The 18,165-nt window shown below is 70.5% G+C and carries 13 protein-coding genes; 7 read left to right on the top strand and 6 right to left on the bottom strand.

Translation table 11 applies throughout. The features are described 5' to 3' along the window. Positions 1 to 76 precede the first annotated feature (76 nt). A complete protein-coding gene (locus OVA17_RS09440; RefSeq protein WP_267786301.1) occupies positions 77 to 1,969 on the bottom strand; it encodes a phosphoenolpyruvate carboxykinase (GTP) in 1,893 nt (630 codons plus the stop codon). 117 nt (positions 1,970 to 2,086) lie between these two features. Between OVA17_RS09440 and OVA17_RS09435 the strand changes: the two genes are divergently transcribed. After that, positions 2,087 to 3,526 (top strand): XRE family transcriptional regulator, encoded by a 1,440-nt coding sequence (locus tag OVA17_RS09435; protein ID WP_267786300.1) that lies wholly within the window; start codon positions 2,087 to 2,089, stop codon positions 3,524 to 3,526. A 184-nt stretch (positions 3,527 to 3,710) separates the two neighbouring features. Here OVA17_RS09435 and OVA17_RS09430 read toward each other — a convergent pair whose 3' ends face one another. Together OVA17_RS09430 and OVA17_RS09425 are read right to left on the bottom strand one after the other, a co-directional pair. Then, positions 3,711 to 5,183 (bottom strand): NAD-dependent succinate-semialdehyde dehydrogenase, encoded by a 1,473-nt coding sequence (locus OVA17_RS09430; protein ID WP_267786299.1) that lies wholly within the window; start codon positions 5,181 to 5,183, stop codon positions 3,711 to 3,713. Between the two features lie 458 nt (positions 5,184 to 5,641). Beyond that, positions 5,642 to 7,486, bottom strand: a complete 1,845-nt coding sequence (locus OVA17_RS09425) for an FAD-dependent monooxygenase (RefSeq protein ID WP_267786298.1) — start codon at positions 7,484 to 7,486, stop codon at positions 5,642 to 5,644. Positions 7,487 to 7,583: 97 nt separating this feature from the next. Here OVA17_RS09425 and OVA17_RS09420 point away from each other — a divergent pair, with 97 nt between their 5' ends. Continuing rightward, positions 7,584 to 8,288 carry an IclR family transcriptional regulator gene (locus tag OVA17_RS09420; protein WP_267786296.1) on the top strand — a complete coding sequence of 235 codons (705 nt, stop codon included), beginning with the start codon at positions 7,584 to 7,586 and terminating at the stop codon, positions 8,286 to 8,288. Between the two features lie 4 nt (positions 8,289 to 8,292). Here the strand turns inward: OVA17_RS09420 and OVA17_RS09415 are convergent, their stop codons facing one another. Next, positions 8,293 to 8,934: a zinc ribbon domain-containing protein gene (locus OVA17_RS09415; protein WP_267786295.1), complete on the bottom strand. Its 642-nt coding sequence runs from the start codon at positions 8,932 to 8,934 to the stop codon at positions 8,293 to 8,295. Position 8,935: 1 nt separating this feature from the next. Beyond that, entirely contained in the window at positions 8,936 to 9,523 is a 588-nt protein-coding gene (locus OVA17_RS09410; protein ID WP_210072185.1) for a TetR/AcrR family transcriptional regulator, read from the bottom strand. Between the two features lie 221 nt (positions 9,524 to 9,744). Between OVA17_RS09410 and OVA17_RS09405 the strand changes: the two genes are divergently transcribed. After that, positions 9,745 to 11,403: a thiamine pyrophosphate-binding protein gene (locus OVA17_RS09405; protein ID WP_267786294.1), complete on the top strand. Its 1,659-nt coding sequence runs from the start codon at positions 9,745 to 9,747 to the stop codon at positions 11,401 to 11,403. A 256-nt stretch (positions 11,404 to 11,659) separates the two neighbouring features. Here the strand turns inward: OVA17_RS09405 and OVA17_RS09400 are convergent, their stop codons facing one another. Further along, positions 11,660 to 13,051 (bottom strand): MFS transporter, encoded by a 1,392-nt coding sequence (locus OVA17_RS09400; protein ID WP_267786293.1) that lies wholly within the window; start codon positions 13,049 to 13,051, stop codon positions 11,660 to 11,662. A gap of 122 nt (positions 13,052 to 13,173) precedes the next feature. Between OVA17_RS09400 and OVA17_RS09395 the strand changes: the two genes are divergently transcribed. The 4 genes from OVA17_RS09395 to hpaD are packed head-to-tail and all read left to right on the top strand — an operon-like array spanning position 13,174 to position 18,165. Then, positions 13,174 to 14,712 (top strand): fumarylacetoacetate hydrolase family protein, encoded by a 1,539-nt coding sequence (locus OVA17_RS09395; RefSeq protein ID WP_267786292.1) that lies wholly within the window; start codon positions 13,174 to 13,176, stop codon positions 14,710 to 14,712. Continuing rightward, entirely contained in the window at positions 14,712 to 15,398 is a 687-nt protein-coding gene (locus OVA17_RS09390) for a GntR family transcriptional regulator (protein WP_267786291.1), read from the top strand. Before OVA17_RS09395 ends, OVA17_RS09390 begins: the two co-directional genes overlap by 1 nt. Positions 15,399 to 15,443: 45 nt before the next feature. After that, positions 15,444 to 16,952: a 5-carboxymethyl-2-hydroxymuconate semialdehyde dehydrogenase gene (gene hpaE, locus OVA17_RS09385; RefSeq protein WP_267786290.1), complete on the top strand. Its 1,509-nt coding sequence runs from the start codon at positions 15,444 to 15,446 to the stop codon at positions 16,950 to 16,952. A gap of 55 nt (positions 16,953 to 17,007) precedes the next feature. Next, on the top strand, positions 17,008 to 18,165 hold the full coding sequence (gene hpaD, locus OVA17_RS09380) for a 3,4-dihydroxyphenylacetate 2,3-dioxygenase (RefSeq protein ID WP_267786289.1): 1,158 nt from the start codon (positions 17,008 to 17,010) through the stop codon (positions 18,163 to 18,165).

The following is an 18,165-nucleotide window of genomic DNA, read 5'->3' as shown; positions in this document are numbered from 1 at the left end:
CGCGCGCCATGAACGGGAGGGGCGTCGATTCACATGCTCGCCCGGTCCGCGCGAAACGGCGCGGGGGCGAGCGGTCTCAGGACCGCTGCAGGCGGTAGCGGAGAGCCGCGAGCTCGGCGCGCAGGGCGGCCGGCAGGTGGGAACCGAAGGTGGCGTAGAACTCCTCGGTCAGGTCGGCCTCGGCCAGCCACGACGCGGTGTCGATCGAGAACAGCTCCTCGAGGTCGGCGGCCGGCAGGTCGAGACCCGACAACTCGAGGTCCTCGAGGCGGGGCAGACGGCCGATCGGGCTGTCCACGGCATCCACCTGTCCGTCGACGCGACGGATGATCCAGTCGATCACGCGAGCGTTGTCACCGAATCCGGGCCAGAGGAAGCGTCCGTCGTCGCCCTTGCGGAACCAGTTGACCTGGAAGATGCGCGGTGCGCGGTCGAAGCGCAGCTTCTGCCCGACCTTCAGCCAGTGGCCGAAGTAGTCGCCCATGTTGTACCCGCAGAAGGGCAGCATCGCGAACGGGTCGCGGCGGAGCTCGCCGACCGTGCCCTCCTGCGCCGCCGTCTTCTCGCTCGACACGGTCGAGCCGATGAACACGCCGTGCGACCAGTCGGTGGCCTCGACCACCAGCGGCACGTTGGTGGCGCGGCGACCGCCGAACAGGATCACATCGAGCGGTACACCCTCGGGGGCCTCCCAGTCCTCGGCGATCTGCGGGCACTGCGCGGCCCCCACGGTGAAGCGCGAGTTGGGGTGCGCGGCGGGGCGGCCCGACGCGGGGGTCCAGGGCTTTCCCTCCCAGTCGATGAGGTGCGGGGGTGCCTCGTCGGTCAGGCCCTCCCACCAGACGTCGCCGTCGGGGCGGAGAGCGACGTTCGTGAAGATCGTGTTGCCCCAGAGCGTCTCGATCGCGGTGACGTTGGTCGACTCGCCGGTGCCGGGCGCGACGCCGAAGAAGCCGGCCTCGGGGTTGATGGCCCACAGGCGCCCGTCCTCGCCGGGGCGGATCCACGTGATGTCGTCGCCGAGGGTCTCGACGCGCCAGCCGGGAATCGTCGGCCGCAGCATCGCGAGGTTCGTCTTGCCGCAGGCCGAGGGGAACGCGGCGGCCACGTGGTACGCCTTGCCGGCCGGGTCGATCACGCGGATGAGCAGCATGTGCTCGGCGAGCCAGCCCTCGTCGCGGCCGATGACCGAGGCGATGCGCAGGGCGAAGCACTTCTTCGCGAGGATCGCGTTGCCGCCGTACCCCGAGCCGAACGACCAGACTTCGAGGGTGTCGGGGAAGTGCACGATGTACTTCTCGCCGTTGCAGGGCCAGGCGACGTCGTCCTCGCCGGGGGCGAGCGGCGCCCCGACCGAGTGCACGGTCTTGACCCAGGGCGCACCCTGGGCGATCTGCTCCGTGACAGCGGTGCCGACGCGGGTCATCACGCCGATGGATGCCACGGCGTAGGCGCTGTCGGTGATCTGCACGCCGATGTGGCTCAGGGGGCCGCCGACCGCGCCCATCGAGAAGGGCACGACGTACATGGTGCGACCGCGCATCGAGCCCTCGAAGACAGCGTCGAGCGTCTCGCGGATCTCGGCGGGGGCGATCCAGTTGTTCGTGGGACCGGCGTCTTCTTCGCGGTTCGATGCGATGTAGGTGCGCGACTCCAGCCGGGCGACATCGCCCGGGTGCGAGCGGGCCAGGTACGACCCCGGACGCCACTCGGGGTTGAGCTTGATGAGCTTGCCCTCGTCGACCATCTCGCGCAGCAGCGCGTCGTTCTCGGCCGCCGAGCCGTCGACCCAGTGGATGCGGGCGGGCTGGGTGAGGGCGGCGACCTGGTCGACCCACGCGGTGAGGGCGGCGAGGCCCGGACCCTGGACGGCGGGGAACTCACCGTGGCCGGGGCGCTGGCCGCGAGCGGCGCGGGCGGTGGGCGCGGCGGTGCGCGGGGTGGAGCTGAAGATGTCGGCGAGTGCCATGTCGTTCTCCTCGGTTGAGAGCGAAATCGGTGGTCTTCCTTCATGTTGCGCGTTCTCACAACTTCTTTCCAAGAATTCGAGCGGTAAGAATCGCCGATTTTTCGATATGGTCAAGGAATGGCATCGTCGTTCGAACTCACGACCCTGGGTCACCGCATCCGGCACCACCGCCTCGCGCGGGGCTACACGCTCGACGAACTCGGCGCGATGGTCGGAGTCGCCGGAAGCCAGCTGAGCCTCATCGAGAACGGCAAACGCGAGCCCAAGCTCTCTCTCCTCCAGGAGATCGCCCGCGCCACCGAGACCGAGGTCACCGAACTGCTCTCACGCGAACCCCCGAACCGTCGGGCGGCGCTCGAGATCGAGCTCGAGCGGGCTCAGACCAGTCCGTTCTTCCGTCAGCTCGGCATCCCTCCCGTCAAGGTCACCAAGGGCACGAGCGACGACACCATCGAAGCGGTCCTGGGCCTGCACCGCGAGCTGCAGCGCCGCGAGCGCGAGACGATCGCGAGCCCCGAGGAAGCCCGCCGCGCCAACACCGAGCTGCGCCTGCGCATGCGCGAGATGTCGAACCACCTGCCCGAGGTCGAGCGGCTCGCCGAGAAGCAGCTCAAGGCCGCGGGGCACTCCACCGGTGCGCTCACCCACCGCACGGTGAGCATCATGGCCGAGCAGCTGGGCTTCGAGCTCATCTACGTCAGCGACCTGCCCCACTCGGCCCGTTCGGTCACCGACCTCGAGAACGGCCGCATCTACCTCCCGCCCGCCTCGATCCCCGGGGGGCACGGATTGCGCTCGATGGCGCTGCAGGCGATGGCACATCGCCTGCTGGGGCATCGCCCACCCACCGACTACGCGGACTTCCTGCAGCAGCGACTCGAGATCAACTACTACGCGGCCTGCTGCCTGATGCCCGAGACGAGCGCCGTCGCGTTCCTCACGCAGGCGAAGAAGGACCGCAACCTCGCCGTCGAGGATTTCCGCGACGCGTTCGGCGTGACCCACGAGGCCGCGGCTATGCGCATGACGAATCTCATGACGGTGCACCTCGGCATCCGCCTGCACTTCATGCGCGTCGACGGAGACGGCGCCATCTCGCGCGTCTACGAGAACGACGACCTCCCCCTTCCCACCGACGTCACCGGGTCGGTCGAGGGGCAGATCGTGTGCAAGAAGTTCTCGGCGAGGTCGGCGTTCGACGAGCACAACCGCACCACCGAGCACTACCAGTACACCGACACCCCGGCCGGAACCTTCTGGTGCTCGACCCAGACGGGGAGCACGTCGAGCGGCGACTTCTCGATCACCGTCGGGGTGCCCTTCGACGACGCGCGCTGGTTCCGCGGACGCGAGACCACGAAGCGCGGCATCTCGCACTGCCCCGACGAGTCGTGCTGCCGTCGCCCCGACACGGAGGCCGCCGAGCGCTGGTCGGGCAAGGCGTGGCCGAGCGCCCGCGTGCACCAGTACATGTTCTCGCCGCTGCCCCGCGGCATGTTCCCGGGCGTTGACGACGCCGAGGTGTTCGCTTTCCTGGATCGGCACGCGAACGGCTGATTACCGTTCGGTGGGTCCGGGTGAGCCAAACTCCTGACGAACAGGGCTGGACCGCCGCAGATCACCCCACACCGCGCTCCACTCCCCGGAGACTCAGGAGTCTCGGGCGGTCGAGGGGACGAGAACGACGGATGCCACGGCCCCGAGCCCTCGCGGGGCGCCGGGATCGCGGCATCCGGTGTCGTCAGGCGTAGGGGTTCGCCGTCAGCGTGTACTTCGTCTGCAGGTACTCGTGGATGCCCTCGTCGCCGCCCTCGCGACCGAGGCCGGACTGCTTCCAGCCGCCGAAGGGGGCGGCGGCGTTGGAGACGACGCCGACGTTGAGGCCCATCATCCCCGTCTCGAGCTTGTCGATCATGCGCTGGCCGCGAGCAAGCGACTCGGTGAAGACGTACGAGACCAGGCCGTACTCGGTGTCGTTGGCGAGGCGCACGGCGTCGTCCTCGTCGTCGAAGGGGACGATCGCGAGGACCGGTCCGAAGATCTCCTCACGCAGGATGTCGCTGCCGGGCTGCACGTCCGCCACGACGGTCGGCTCGAAGAAGGTGCCGGGGCCGTCGACGGGCGCGCCGCCGGTGGTGACGGTGGCTCCGCGCTCGACGGCATCCCCCACGAGGGTCTTGGCCTTGTCGACGGCACGGTCGTCGATGAGGGGGCCGATCTGCACGCCCTCCTCGGTGCCGCGGCCGATCCTCATCGCCCGCACGCGCTCGGTGACCCGCGCGGTGAACTCCTCGACGATCGAGCGCTGCACGATGAAGCGGTTCGCGGCGGTGCACGCCTGGCCGATGTTGCGGAACTTCGCGAGCATCGCCCCCTCGACCGCCTTGTCGAGGTCGGCGTCGTCGAACACGACGAAGGGCGCGTTGCCGCCGAGCTCCATCGAGGTGCGCAGCACACCGGGTGCGGCCTGCTGCAGCAGCTTCACGCCGACCGGGGTCGAGCCGGTGAACGACAGCTTGCGCAGCCGCGGGTCGGAGATGATGCGCTCGGAGACGGGGCCGGTGTTCGTGGTCGTGACCACGTTGACGACACCGGCGGGCAGCCCCGCGTCTTGCAGGATCTGCGCGAAGAACAGCGTCGTGAGCGGGGTGAGGGTGGCCGGCTTGATGACGACCGTGCACCCGGCGGCGAGCGCGGGCGCGATCTTGCGGGTGGCCATCGCGAGGGGGAAGTTCCACGGGGTGATCAGGTAGCAGGGCCCCACGGGGTGCTGCGTCACGATCATGCGACCGGTGCCCTCGGGGTTCGCGCCGTAGCGACCCTGGGTGTGCGCGGTGACCTCGCTGAACCAGCGGAGGAACTCCCCTCCGTAGCCGACCTCGCCGCGCGCCTCGGCGAGGGGCTTGCCCATCTCGAGGGTCATCAGCAGCGCGACGTCTTCCTTGCGCTCCTGCAGCAGGTCGAAGGCGCGGCGCAGGATCTCGGCACGCTCACGAGCCGGGGTCGCCGCCCACGACGGGAACGCCTCGGCCGCGGCATCCATCGCGGCGACACCGTCGTCGACGCTCGCGTCGGCGATCTCGCGGATGACCTCGCCGGTGGCGGGGTCGTTGACCGCGACGGTCTTCCCGCCTTCGGCTGCGCGCCACTCGCCGTTGATCAGCAGACCGGTGGGCACGGATGCCAGCAGCTCGCTCTCGCGCGAATCAGTCATGAATCCTCCTGGATCGGGGCGGGGGTATACCGCCCATTCTTCTCAGCACGCCGGCGCGTGCCGATATACCTGGCGTACAAGGGGGTGGTTGCGGTCGCCGTCACGGCGAGTCCGTGCGCCGTATGGATGTTCGTTTCGTGTGCGCACGGCCGGCGGGCCGGCGTTGCACGCACGCATAAACGCTTCCCGCACGCGGAAACGCGAGGTGCTCGCGTTTCTGCGCGGGGATCGCGTTTCTGCGTGGGTGGGGCGGATGCCTCACGACGCCGGGCTCCGGCATTCGGGCGACTCCGGCATCCGCGCTCCGGCATCCGCGCTCCGGCATCCGGGCGCTCCAGCATCCGCGCACCGCCGGGGTCACGCAAAAACGCTTCCCGCACGCGGAAACGCGAGGTGCTCGCGTTTCTGCGCGCGGATCGCGTTTCTGCGTGGGGCGGGGCGGATGCCGGGCCGGGGCGTCAGCGCGATGCCGCGGCCATCGGCACCGCCATCGCGCCCGCCAGGAAGCGCTCCAGCCCCGCCGCATCGTCCAGCGCGAGCACCTGCGCGACGTACTGGTCGGGACGCACGAGCACCACGGCCCCCTCAGCGCCGATGCCCCGCTCGGCGAAGACGTCGCTGGTCGTCCAGGCCGAGGGCGCGGCGGCGAAGACCTTCTCAAGGTCGGTGAGACCCAGCGGCCCCGACCGGGGGCGAAACAGCGAGGGGACCTCGACCACGTCCTCCCAACGCCCCGGGAACACGACCTTGACGTCGAAGACCGCGTCGGGGTCGGCCCCTCCGGGGGTGAATCGCTCGACCACGGCCCGCGCGGCCTCGGCCCACTCCCGCAGCGCCGAGCCCTCGGCATCCGCGAAGGCATACAGACGCCACCGCCCGTCGGCTTTCGCGTGGTGGCCCAGGTGCACGGCGTTGCCGTCGCACACCCGCACGACCTCGACGCTGTGGAAGCGCTTTCCGACGGGGAATCCGGATGCCAGCTCCTGGGCCGCGTCGGCGGCGACGATCCGCGACGAGGCGTAGTGCGTACCGAAGCCCGAGGGGAACTCCGCGGTGGCGAGGTAGTAGGTCGCGAGCTCGTCGGGGTCGGTGATCTCGCCGGGCTTGCGGGCCATGAGCGAGGACCACTCGCGGTCGAAGTCGATGAGCTGCTGAGCGACGGGGCGGCGCTCGGCGTCGTAGGTGCGCAGCAACTCGGTGGGGGCGAGACCGGTGAGAACGTGACCCAGCTTCCAGCCGAGGTTGAAGCCGTCCTGCATCGAGACGTTCATGCCCTGGCCGGCCTTCGCGCTGTGTGTGTGGCAGGCGTCGCCCGTCAGGAAAACCCGCGGGTTCTGCAGGTCGTCGACGAACTGGTCGGTCACCCGGTGGCCCACCTCGTAGACGCTGCTCCACGCGACCTGCTTCACATCGATCGAGTACGGGTGCAGGATCTCGTTCGCCCGCCGGATGACCTCGTCGATCGGCGTCTGGCGCACGCGGTGGTCGTCGTCCTCGGCGACCTCGCCGAGGTCGATGTACATGCGGCTGAGGTAGCCGCCCTCGCGCGGGATGTGCAGAATGTTGCCGGCCGCGGCGTTGATCGCGCACTTGATGCGCCAGTCGGGGAAGTCGGTCTCGACGAGGACGTCCATCACGCCCCAGGCGTGGCGGGAGGCCGCGCCGACGTGCGTGCGGCCGATCGCCTGACGGACGCCGCTGCGCGCGCCGTCGCACCCGGCGACGTACTTCGCCCGAACCGTGCGCTCCCCCTCGTCCGTGCGCACGCGCACCTCGACGTGGTCGCCCTGCACCTCGAGGCCGAGGAACTCCACGCCGTAGTCGGGAACGATGCGCGCGGGGCCCTGAGCCGCCGCCTCGGCGAAGTAGTCGAGCACGCGCGCCTGGTTGACGATGAGGTGCGGGAACTCGCTGATCTTGTAGCCGTAGTCCTCGGTGCGACTGGTGCGGACGATGCGCTCGGGATTCTCGGGGTCGGGCGCCCAGAAGTTCATCCAGCCGATGTTGTAGGCCTCGGCGGTGATGCGGTCGGCGAACCCGAACGCCTGGAAGGTCTCGACGCTGCGCGGCTGGATGCCGTCGGCCTGGCCGAGAGCCAGTCGCCCCTCGCGCTTCTCGATCAGGCGGGTCGTGAGCTGCGGGAACTGCGACATCTGGGCCGCGAGCAGCATTCCGGCGGGACCGGAGCCCACGATGAGCACGTCGACCTCGTCGGGGAGGCGGTCGGGCCGATCGATGCCGGTCCCGGCGGCATTCTGCACGCGCGGGTCACCCGAGACGTAACCGTGGTGGTGGAACTGCACTGTTTCTCCTGACGTCGATGTCGGGGTTGCTCACCGAAACGTTGTGTTCTATATTCGAACGCAACGTTCCGGTATCGAACGAGAGGCTAGTCGAGCCATGTCATCGCGGCAAGACGCAACGCCCGCTTCGCAGACGCTCAGCCGCGGCATCCGCCTGCTCGAAGAACTCGCCGACGCCCGCACCCCGCTGACGATCGACGACCTGGCCACCCGCGTCGGGCTTCACCGCTCCGTGGCCTATCGACTCCTGCGCACGCTCGAGGACCACGGACTCGTGACGAGGGATGCCGCGGGCGCGGTGCGCCTGGGAACGGGCCTGGCGGCTCTCGCCGCGGGGGTCGCCGCCGACCTGCAGGCCGAGGCCCTGCCCGAGCTCACGGCCGCGGCGAACGAGCTGGGCATGACGTGCTTCCTCGTCGTGCTCGACCACGACGAGTGCGTGACCCTCACGAGCGTCGAACCACGTCACGCGACGACGACCGTCGCGCAGCGGCCGGGGACGCGGCATCCGGTCACCCGAGGGGCCCCGGGGCGGGCGATCCTCGCGCTGCTGCCTCCGCGCCGCTGGCCCGACGCCGTCGACGCCCGACTGGCGGCCGAGGTCACCGATGCCGCCGAGCGCGGCTGGGCGACCAGCCACGACGAGGTGATCCCGACCCTGCGCGCCGTCGCCGTGCCCCTCAGCGTGCAGGGCCGCGAGCCCGCCGCCGTCGCCGCGGTGCACGTGGCGACGGACCGCGACGACGGGGAGATCGCCGCGCGACTGCAGGCGGCGGCCGAGGCCATCCGCCGCGCGCTCTAGGACATCAGCGCGTCAGGCCGGTCCCGCACGAGGAACAGAAGCGCGCACCCGCGGGATTCTCGGAGCCGCACCCACCGCACGACGCGACCACCGCGAGCGGCGAGCCGCACTCACCGCAGAACTTGCCGCCGTGGGACTGGGCGCCGCACGCACCGCAGCGCGGGCGGGCCTGCGTCTTGAGATCGGCACCGCCGAGCAGGTCGACGGTTTCGAGCCGCTCCTGCACCTGGCGGCGTCGCGCCTCGGCCTGCAGCTGAGCGAGCTCTTCCGTGGCGTTCGGCGAGCAGCGCACGCACTGGCCCACCCCGTCGTTCCAGCAGCCGTCGCCGCAGACCCAGTCGCTGCAGCCCCGACACTGGTGGAAGCGCGGCGCGATCTCCGCCGTCGCGGCGCGGAGAGCCTCGTCTTTCGCCGGCGAGTTGGTGCCGCGGTCGAGGAACCGGTCGGCCATCGACGCGAACTGCGACACCGGCCCGCCGAAGAGGTTTCCGATGCCGCGGGCGAGCTTCTGTCCCGCGGCCCGCGGGTCGGGTCGGAACGCCGACCGGTAGCCGTTGCCGCAGCGTTCGCAGCGGAACTCGAACTGGAACCCGTCCATGTTGGACAGGTCGGTGAAGTTGTCGGTGAACGGGACGAGGTCGCTCATGTCACTCCTGATCGAGGCGAGGGGCGCCGTCGGCGCCGTGGGGGGATTCGGGCCGCGGCCCGAAGACGAGGTCGACGAGAGGTCCGAAGTCATATCGATCGCCGAAGTCGGGAGCCTGCATGAGGAGCAGGTTGTTCATCAGCATTCCGCGGCCCATGAAGGCCCACAGATCGAGGTCGGAGGCGCCGGCCTCGCGCAGCGTGCGATAGACCTCGTCGAACTGTCGACGCGACTCGACACCGATCTCGGGCTCCGCCGTCGCGGCCGAGAACGCGTGCGCCCAGACGAGAACCGCGTCCGGTCGCGACAGGACGAGCGAGCGGTACGCACCGCCCAAGCGGTCCGGGTCGAAGCCCTCGCCCGTCGCTTCGCGGAAGACACGCGTGATCTCCGCTCCGGCGTGCGCGTGCGTGCGCACGAACAGCTCGAGCTTCGACCCGAAGGTGCGGATGACGTAGGGCTGCGACACCCCCATCTCGCTCGCGACCTGAGCGGTCGAGGTGCCGAAGTACCCGCGAGCGGCGAAGGCCCGGACGGATGCCGTGAGCAGCTCGTCGTCGCGCGCGGTACGGCGGCGGGGGCTCGGCATCCGTTCTCCTTCCGGGAGGTTATCGCTTGATAATACTGGGGGACGCCGCCCGCGCCAGCGGATCCTTCCGCGGTGACGGGAGCGGTCGCCCCGCGCCCCTATACTCGATCCCGTCAGGCGCACGGGGCCGTGCGTCGCTGCTCGAAAAAAGGGCACGTAGCGGAGGACCCGCGAGACACATACGGCAACCATCCGTCCCGTCTCGAAAGGCTTCCTCTGCCATGCCCACCGTCTCCGCGCACGTCGCGCACACCCTCGCCCGCCACATCGACACCGTCTTCGGCGTCATGGGCAACGGCAACGCCTACTTCCTCGATGCTCTCGGGCGCGAGACCTCGTCGCGCTTCGTCGCCGTGCGCCATGAGGCCGCGGGAGTCGTCGCCGCCGACGCGCACTACCGCGCGTGCGGGCGCCTGGCCGCCGCCACCGCCACGTACGGCGCCGGCTTCACCAACACGCTCACGGCGTTGGCCGAGGCCGTGCAGGCGCGCACCCCTCTCGTGCTGATCGTCGGCGACGAGCCGACCTCGGGCCCGCGCCCCTGGGGCGTCGACCAGATTGCCCTCGCCGCCGCCGTCGGCGCGCGCACCTATACGGTCGGTCACCGCGACGCCGCGGCCACGATCGTCATCGCGATCGAGCACGCCCTGACCTATCGCCTGCCCGTCGTGCTCGGCATCCCCTACGACGTCGCGACCCGCGAGGCGGGACCGGTCCCGGATGCCGACGCCCCCGGCGCCGCGCCCCAGGTCACTCCCGAGCACCCCCCGCTCGGCGCCTACGCCGACGCGGTCATCGATCAGATCGTCGACGCGTTGGCATCGGCCGAGCGCCCCCTGCTGCTCGGCGGTCGCGGGGCGTGGCTCGCCGGCGCAGGAGCGGCCCTCGACGGCCTGGCCGAGACCGCCGGGGCGCTGACCACCACGAGCGCCCTGGGCCGCGGCCTGTTCTCGGACCCCGAGCGCGACCTCGGTGTCGCCGGCGGCTTCGGCGCCCCCGGTGCGATGGAGCTCGTGCGCGAGGCCGACGTCGCCGTCGTCTTCGGCGCGGGTCTGAACCAGTTCACGATGCGCTTCGGTGAGCTCTTCGCCCCCGGCACGCGCGTCTTCCAGGTCGATCTCGCGCCGACCGCGACGCACGCGAACATCGGCGGATACGTGCGGGGGGATGCCGCCGACGTGGCGACCGAGATCACGCGACGCCTGCACCAGCGCGGTGCGACCGGCTCGACCTGGGGCCGGGGCCTCGACCTCGCCGCGGCCCGCCGACAGCCCGAGGGCCAGGGCACGGGCCCCGACGGACGCCTCGACCCGCGCACCGCCGCCGCCCGCATCGCGGAACTCCTGCCCGAGGACCGGGTGATCGTCTCGGACGGCGGGCACTTCCTCGGCTGGTCGAACATGTACTGGCCGGTGGCCTCGCCCGACCGCATGATCATGGTCGGAACGGCGTATCAGTCGATCGGCCTGGGCTTCCCGAGCGTCCCCGGCGCCGCGGTCGCCCGCCCCGACTCGACGATCGTGCTCACCACCGGCGACGGCGGCGGGCTCATGGCCCTCGCCGATCTCGAGACCGCGGTCCGGGTCGCGGGCGGCCGCGGCATCGCGGTGGTCTGGAACGACGCGCAGTACGGCGCCGAGGTCCTCAACTACGGGGTGAAGGGCCTGCATCCCGACCCCATGCTGATCCCCCAGGTCGACTTCGCCGCGGTCGCGCGCGGGTTCGGCGCCGAGGGTGTGGTCGTCGAGTCGGTCGGCGACCTCGAGGCCCTGGCATCCTGGGTCGCTCGCCCGGCCTCCGAGCGGGGCTTCCTGCTGCTGGACCTCCGCGTGAGCGCGGCGGTCGTGGCGCCGTACTGGGAAGAGATCGCGGCGCGCTGAGCGCGCGGGTACGGGCCTCCGGACAATCCGGCGCGTCCGGGGACTACCGGACCGCGAGAAGCCGGGGCGGGCACCCGCCCCGACGCGTACCCAACTCCTGAACATCTCGGGCTGCGAGGTCCGGAGAACGGCTGCCTGAGCCGCGGCGGCCCGGATCTCAGGAGTTCGGTACGCCCGCAGAACCCGGGAGCCGGGCACCTCCCCCATGCCGAAGGCCCCGCCGCACCGGAGCGCGACGGGGCCGAACCGGACGGACTCAGACCTTCGAGAGCCCCCGCACCGGACTGACCGCCTGCTCGGCCTCGTGGTCGGGGCCCAGCGGGATGCCGCTGCGATCGCGGAGCACCAGCGTGGCGATCGCGCCGAGCACCACCATGCCCGCGAGGTACCAGGTCACCGACGCGGTCGACCCCGTCTCGCGCACCAGCGCCTCGGCGATCGTCGGGGCGAACGCACCGCCCAGGATCGCGCCGAGCGCGTACGAGATCGACACCCCCGAGAAGCGGATGGATGCCGGGAACAGCTCGGCGTAGAGCGCCGCCTGGGGCCCGTAGGTGAGGCCGAGGCCCACGGTCAGCACCACGAGCCCCAGGGTCAGCAGGCCGATGCTCGCGGTGTTGACCAGGGGGAACAGCAGGAAGACACCGACCAACAGCGCCGCCCACCCGATGAGGTAGGTGGTGCGACGACCGATGACGTCACCGATCCACCCGCCGATCCAGGTGAAGACGAGCCACGACACGGCCGAGATGGTGACGGCTCCCAGCACGTCGGCCGTCGCCAGGCCCACGGGCCCGTCGGGGTTCGTGGCGTAACGCTGGATGTAGCCGCCCGTGGTCATGTACCCCACGGCGTTGTTGCCGGCGAAGACGAGCGCGGCGATGAGCACGAGCAGCGCGTGCTTGCGGAACAGCTGCACGATCGGCATCCGCGTCTTCTCTTTGCGCTCGGCCAGCTCGAGGAAGACCGGGCTCTCCTCGACCTTCCGGCGCACGTAGTAGCCGATGAGGATCAGCACGAACGACAGCAGGAACGGCACGCGCCAGCCCCACGCGAAGAAGGCGTCGCCGGGGGCGATGACCGCCATGAGTGCGAGCATGCCGCTCGCCAGCAGCAGACCCAGCGGAACGCCGAGCTGGGGGGCGGCGCCGAAGAGGCTCCGCTTGGCCTTGGGGGCGTGCTCGACGGCCATGAGCACCGCGCCGCCCCACTCGCCTCCGGCCGAGACGCCCTGCAGCACGCGCAGCAGGATCAGCAGCACGGGGGCCGCGACGCCGATGACGTCGAAGGTCGGAAGCACTCCGATCAGGGTCGTCGAGGCGCCCATGAGGATCAGCGTGATCATCAGCACCACCCGACGGCCGTACTTGTCGCCGAGGTGGCCGGCGAGGAAGGCGCCGAGGGGGCGGAAGAGGAAGCTCAGCCCCACGGTGAGGAACGACAGGATCTGTGCGACCCCGGGTCCGGCCGGGGCGAAGAAGAGCTGGCCGAAGACCAGACCCGCCGCCGAGGCGTAGAGGAAGAAGTCGTACCACTCGACGGTGGTTCCGACGACGGTGGCGAAGACCACGCGGCGGCGATCGCCGGAGGTCGAGATGGTGCCGGTCGGCGTGAAACCGTCCGAGGGGCGAGGAGATGCGGTGGACATGGGTGGGCTCCTTTGACGTCATCGTCGAGACCGCGACGTCGCTGTCGAGAGGGGGGGCGGGGCCGTGCTTGCCCCCGCCTTTCGGATCATATACGATTTCGAATACGACGCAAGGGAGCTTCATGAACGACACCACCGACCCCCGGTTCGCCGCTCTCGGCGCCCGTCCGGGCAAGATCGTGGCCGTCCACCTGTCGTACGCCTCGCGCGCCGATCAACGCGGCCGACGCCCCGCCGCCCCCTCGTACTTCTTCAAGCCGTCGAGCTCACTGGCCCCCTCGGGGGTCGACATCGAACGCCCCGCGGGTACCGAACTCCTCGCGTTCGAGGGCGAGATCGCGCTGGTCATCGGCACCCCCGCGCGGTGGGTGACTCCGGATGCCGCGTGGTCGCACGTGGCATCGGTCACCGCCGCGAACGACTTCGGCCTCTACGACCTCCGGGCCAACGACAAGGGCTCGAACGTCCGGTCGAAGGGCGGTGACGGCTACACGCCGCTCGGCCCCGCACTCATCGATGCCCGCGATGTCGACCCCGAGAACCTGCGGCTGCGCACCTGGGTCGACGGAGAGCTCGTTCAAGACGACTCGACCGCGGGCCTCATCTTCCCCCTCGCCCGGATCGTCGCCGACCTGTCGCAGCACTTCACCCTCGAGACCGGAGACGTCGTCCTGACCGGCACCCCCGCGGGCTCCTCGGTCGTCACGCCGGGCCAGGTGGTCGAGGTGCAGGTCGATGCCGGAGCCCTCTCGACAGGAAAGCTCCGCACCACGGTGGTCCAGGGCGACCGGGCGTTCGACGCCGCGATCGGCTCGCTGCCCGCGGCGGACGACACCCAGCGCACCGAGGCGTGGGGGTCGCCGGAGGCCGCGGCCGCAGCGAGATCAGGCGATGCCACCAAAACAGCCGGCGAGGCGGCGGACGAGCCCGTTTCCGTGGCGTCCCCCGTTCTCGCGACCGGGTCCGACCCTCTCTCCCCCGCCCTGCGCGACAAGCTCTCGCGCGTCCCCGTCGCCGCCCTCAGCGGGCAGCTGCGCAAGCGCGGCCTGAACGACGTGACCATCGACGGGGTGCACCCGCTGACCCCGGGCAGCCGCTTCGTGGGCACGGCCCGGACCCTGCGCTTCGTCCCGCACCGCGAAGACCTCTTCGCCGCCCACGGCGGCGGCCAGAACGCGCAGAAGCGCGCCTTCGACGCGGTCGAAGCGGGCGAGGTCATCGTCATCGAGGCGCGCGGTGAGACCGGATCCGGGACGCTCGGAGACATCCTCGCCCTCCGCGCGCACGCCCGCGGCGCCGCAGCGATCGTCACCGACGGGGGCGTCCGCGACGCCGAGGCCGTGGCCGCCGTCGGAATCCCCGTCTTCACCGCCGGCGCCCACCCCGCCGTCCTCGGAAGGCGCCACGTGCCGTGGGAAACCGACGTGGCCGTCGGCTGCGGCGGCACCACCGTCGAGCCCGGCGACATCCTCGTGGGCGACGGCGACGGGGTCATCGTCATCCCGCCCGCCCTGGCCGACGAGGTGGCCGACGCCGCCCTCGCGCAGGAGGAAGAAGATGCGTGGATCGCCCGCCAGGTGGCATCCGGTCATCCCGTCGAGGGCCTCTTCCCGATGAACGCCGCGTGGCGCGCCCGCTTCGACAGCGAGAAGAACGCCTGATGGATGCCAGCACCTCGACCCAGAGCAAATCCCAGCGCGCGTACCACTGGATCAAGACCCGCATCGCCTCTCAGGAGTTCACCCCCGGCTACCGGCTCGTCCTGGGCTCGATCGCCGGAGAACTCGACATGAGCGTCGTGCCGGTGCGCGAAGCGATCCGTCAGCTCGAGGCCGAGGGGCTCGTCATGTTCGAGCGCAACGTCGGCGCCCGCGTCTCGATGGTCGACGACACCGCCTACCGCTTCAGCATGCAGGCGCTCAGCCTGCTCGAGGGCGCGGCGACCGCGCTGTCGGCCCGCGCGCTGACCACCGACGACGTGCGACGCGCACGCCAGGTCAACGAGCTCATGGTCGAGACGCTCGAGCACTTCGATCCGCGGTCCTTCACCGCGCTGAACCAGGAGTTCCACGCGATCCTGTTCACCAAGTGCGCCAACCCGCGCATGCTCGAGCTCGTGCAGGCCGAGTGGGCGCGCCTCGGCCACCTGCGCGACTCCACCTTCAGCTTCGTGCCCGGTCGCGCCGCCGAGTCCGTGCGCGAGCACGAGAACATCCTCGTGCTGATCGAGAACGGCGCCCCGCTCGCCGAGATCGAGAAGGTCTCGCGACGCCATCGCTCGGCGACTCTCGACGCCTACATGATCCACGAGCACCCCGACCAGGTGCTCGGCCTGCCCGCTTTCTGATTCCGGATGCCATCGGCATCCGCCCCCTCCGAAGAAGGAGCATCAATGACCCGCCGTATCCCCGCCGAGCTGCCCGAGCGCATCCAGCACTACATCGGCGGCCGGTTCGTCGACTCCGTCGACGGCGACACGTTCGACGTGCTCGACCCGGTGACCAACCAGACCTACGTCTCGGCCGCCGCCGGCAAGAAAGCCGACATCGACCTCGCGGTCGCCGCCGCCCGCACGGCCTTCGCCGAGGGCCCCTGGCCGCGCATGCTCCCCCGCGAGCGTTCGCGCGTGCTGCATCGCATCGCCGACCTCGTCGAATCGCGCGACGAGCGTCTCGCGGAGCTCGAGTCGTTCGACTCGGGGCTCCCGATCACGCAGGCGCTCGGCCAGGCCCGCCGCGCAGCCGAGAACTTCCGCTTCTTCGCCGACCTGATCGTGGCGCAGACCGACGACGCCTTCAAGGTGCCCGGACGCCAGCTCAACTACGTCAATCGCAAGCCGATCGGCGTCGCCGGCCTCATCACGCCGTGGAACACCCCCTTCATGCTCGAGTCGTGGAAGCTCGGTCCCGCCCTGGCCACCGGCAACACCGTGGTGCTCAAGCCCGCGGAGTTCACGCCCCTGTCGGCGTCGCTGTGGGCGGGCATCTTCGAGGAGGCGGGGCTTCCCGAGGGCGTGTTCAACCTCGTCAACGGCCTCGGCGAAGACGCCGGCGATGCCCTGGTGAAGCACCCCGACGTGCCGCTCATCTCGTTCACGGGCGAGAGCAGCACGGGCCAGCTGATCTTCGCCAACGCCGCCCCGTTCCTCAAGGGTCTGTCGATGGAGCTCGGGGGCAAGAGCCCGGCGATCGTCTTCGCGGATGCCGACCTGGATGCCGCGATCGACGCGACCATCTTCGGCGTGTTCTCGCTCAACGGCGAGCGCTGCACCGCGGGGAGCCGCATCCTCGTCGAGCGCTCGGTGTACGACGTCTTCGTCGAGCGCTACGCCGCGCAGGCCGACCGCGTGAAGGTCGGTTATCCCGACGACCCCGCGACCGAGGTCGGGGCGCTCGTGCACCCCGAGCACTACGAGAAGGTCATGTCGTACGTCGAGCTCGGCAAGAGCGAGGGACGTCTCGTCGCCGGCGGCGGCCGGCCGCAGGAGTTCGCGGAGGGCAACTTCGTGCGGCCCACGGTGTTCGCCGACGTCGCGCCCGACGCGCGCATCTTCCAGGAGGAGATTTTCGGCCCCGTCGTCGCGATCACGCCCTTCGACACCGACGAAGAAGCCCTCGCTCTGGCGAATAACACGAAGTACGGCCTGGCCGCCTACGTCTGGACCAACGACCTGAAGCGCGCGCACCTGTTCGCCCAGAACGTCGAGGCGGGCATGGTGTGGCTGAACTCCAACAACGTCCGCGACCTGCGCACCCCGTTCGGCGGGGTGAAGGCCTCGGGCCTCGGACACGAGGGCGGCTACCGCTCGATCGACTTCTACACCGACCAGCAGGCGGTGCACATCACCCTCGGGCCCGCCCACAACCCCACCTTCGGCAAAGCTCCGAGCCCGGCCCACTGAGCGAGACCCCGACCCGCGCACGCAGACGCAGACACACACGCAAGGACGCGACCCCATGACGAAGCACACCGAAGAAGAGAAGACCTCCTCCGGGTTCTGGGTGACCCAGGAGGCCCCGATCGCCTCGGACGATCCCATCCCCACCCCCACGTCTCCCGCACCCGACATCCTGCGCTGCGCGTACATGGAGCTCGTGGTCACCGATCTCCCGGCATCCCGGGTCTTCTACGTCGACGTGCTGGGACTGCACGTCACCGCAGAGGACGACGAGGCGATCTACCTCCGCTCCACCGAGGAGTTCATCCACCACAACCTCGTGCTGCGTCAGGGCGACGTGGCCGCGGTCGCCGCGTTCTCGTATCGCGTGCGGTCGGCGGAAGATCTCGACAAGGCGGTGGCGTTCTACGAGGAGCTCGGCTGCGACGTCCGCCGCGAGCCGGGCGGGTTCACCGAGGGCATCGGCGATTCCGTGCGCGTGGTCGACCCTCTCGGATTCCCCTACGAGTTCTTCTTCGACACCGAGCACCAGGAGCGCCTCTCGTGGCGCTACGACCTGCACTCCCCCGGTGAGCTCGTGCGCCTCGACCACTTCAACCAGATCACGCCCGACGTCCCCCGCGCGGTGAACTTCATGCAGTCGCTCGGTTTCCGCGTGACCGAGGACATCCAAGACGAGGAGGGCACGGTCTACGCCGCCTGGATGCGCCGCAAGCCCACCGTGCACGACACCGCCATGACCGGCGGCGACGGCCCCCGCATGCACCACGTCTGCTTCGCGACGCACGAGAAGCACAACATCCTCGCCATCTGCGACAAGCTCGGCGCGCTCCGCCGCTCGGATGCCATCGAGCGCGGTCCCGGCCGCCACGGCGTCTCGAACGCGTTCTACCTGTACCTGCGCGACCCCGACGGGCACCGCGTCGAGATCTACACGCAGGACTACTACACCGGCGACCCCGACAACCCGGTCATCACGTGGGACGTGCACGACAATCAGCGCCGCGACTGGTGGGGCAACCCGGTGGTCCCCAGCTGGTACACCGACGGCTCGCTCGTGCTCGACCTCGACGGCAACCCGCAGCCGGTCCGCGCGCGCGAACACTCCAGCGAGATGGCCGTCACCATCGGCGCCGACGGTTTCAGCTACACCCGCGCGCCGGAGGAATCGGCATCCGCCCCCTCCGCCGAGTTCAAGCTCGGCAACCAGCTCTGA

The organism is Microbacterium sp. SL75 (genome assembly GCF_026625865.1).
GTDB lineage: Bacteria > Actinomycetota > Actinomycetes > Actinomycetales > Microbacteriaceae > Microbacterium.
Note: the sequence above shows the minus strand (reverse complement) of the source record. Positions and strands in the feature narration are given on the sequence as shown.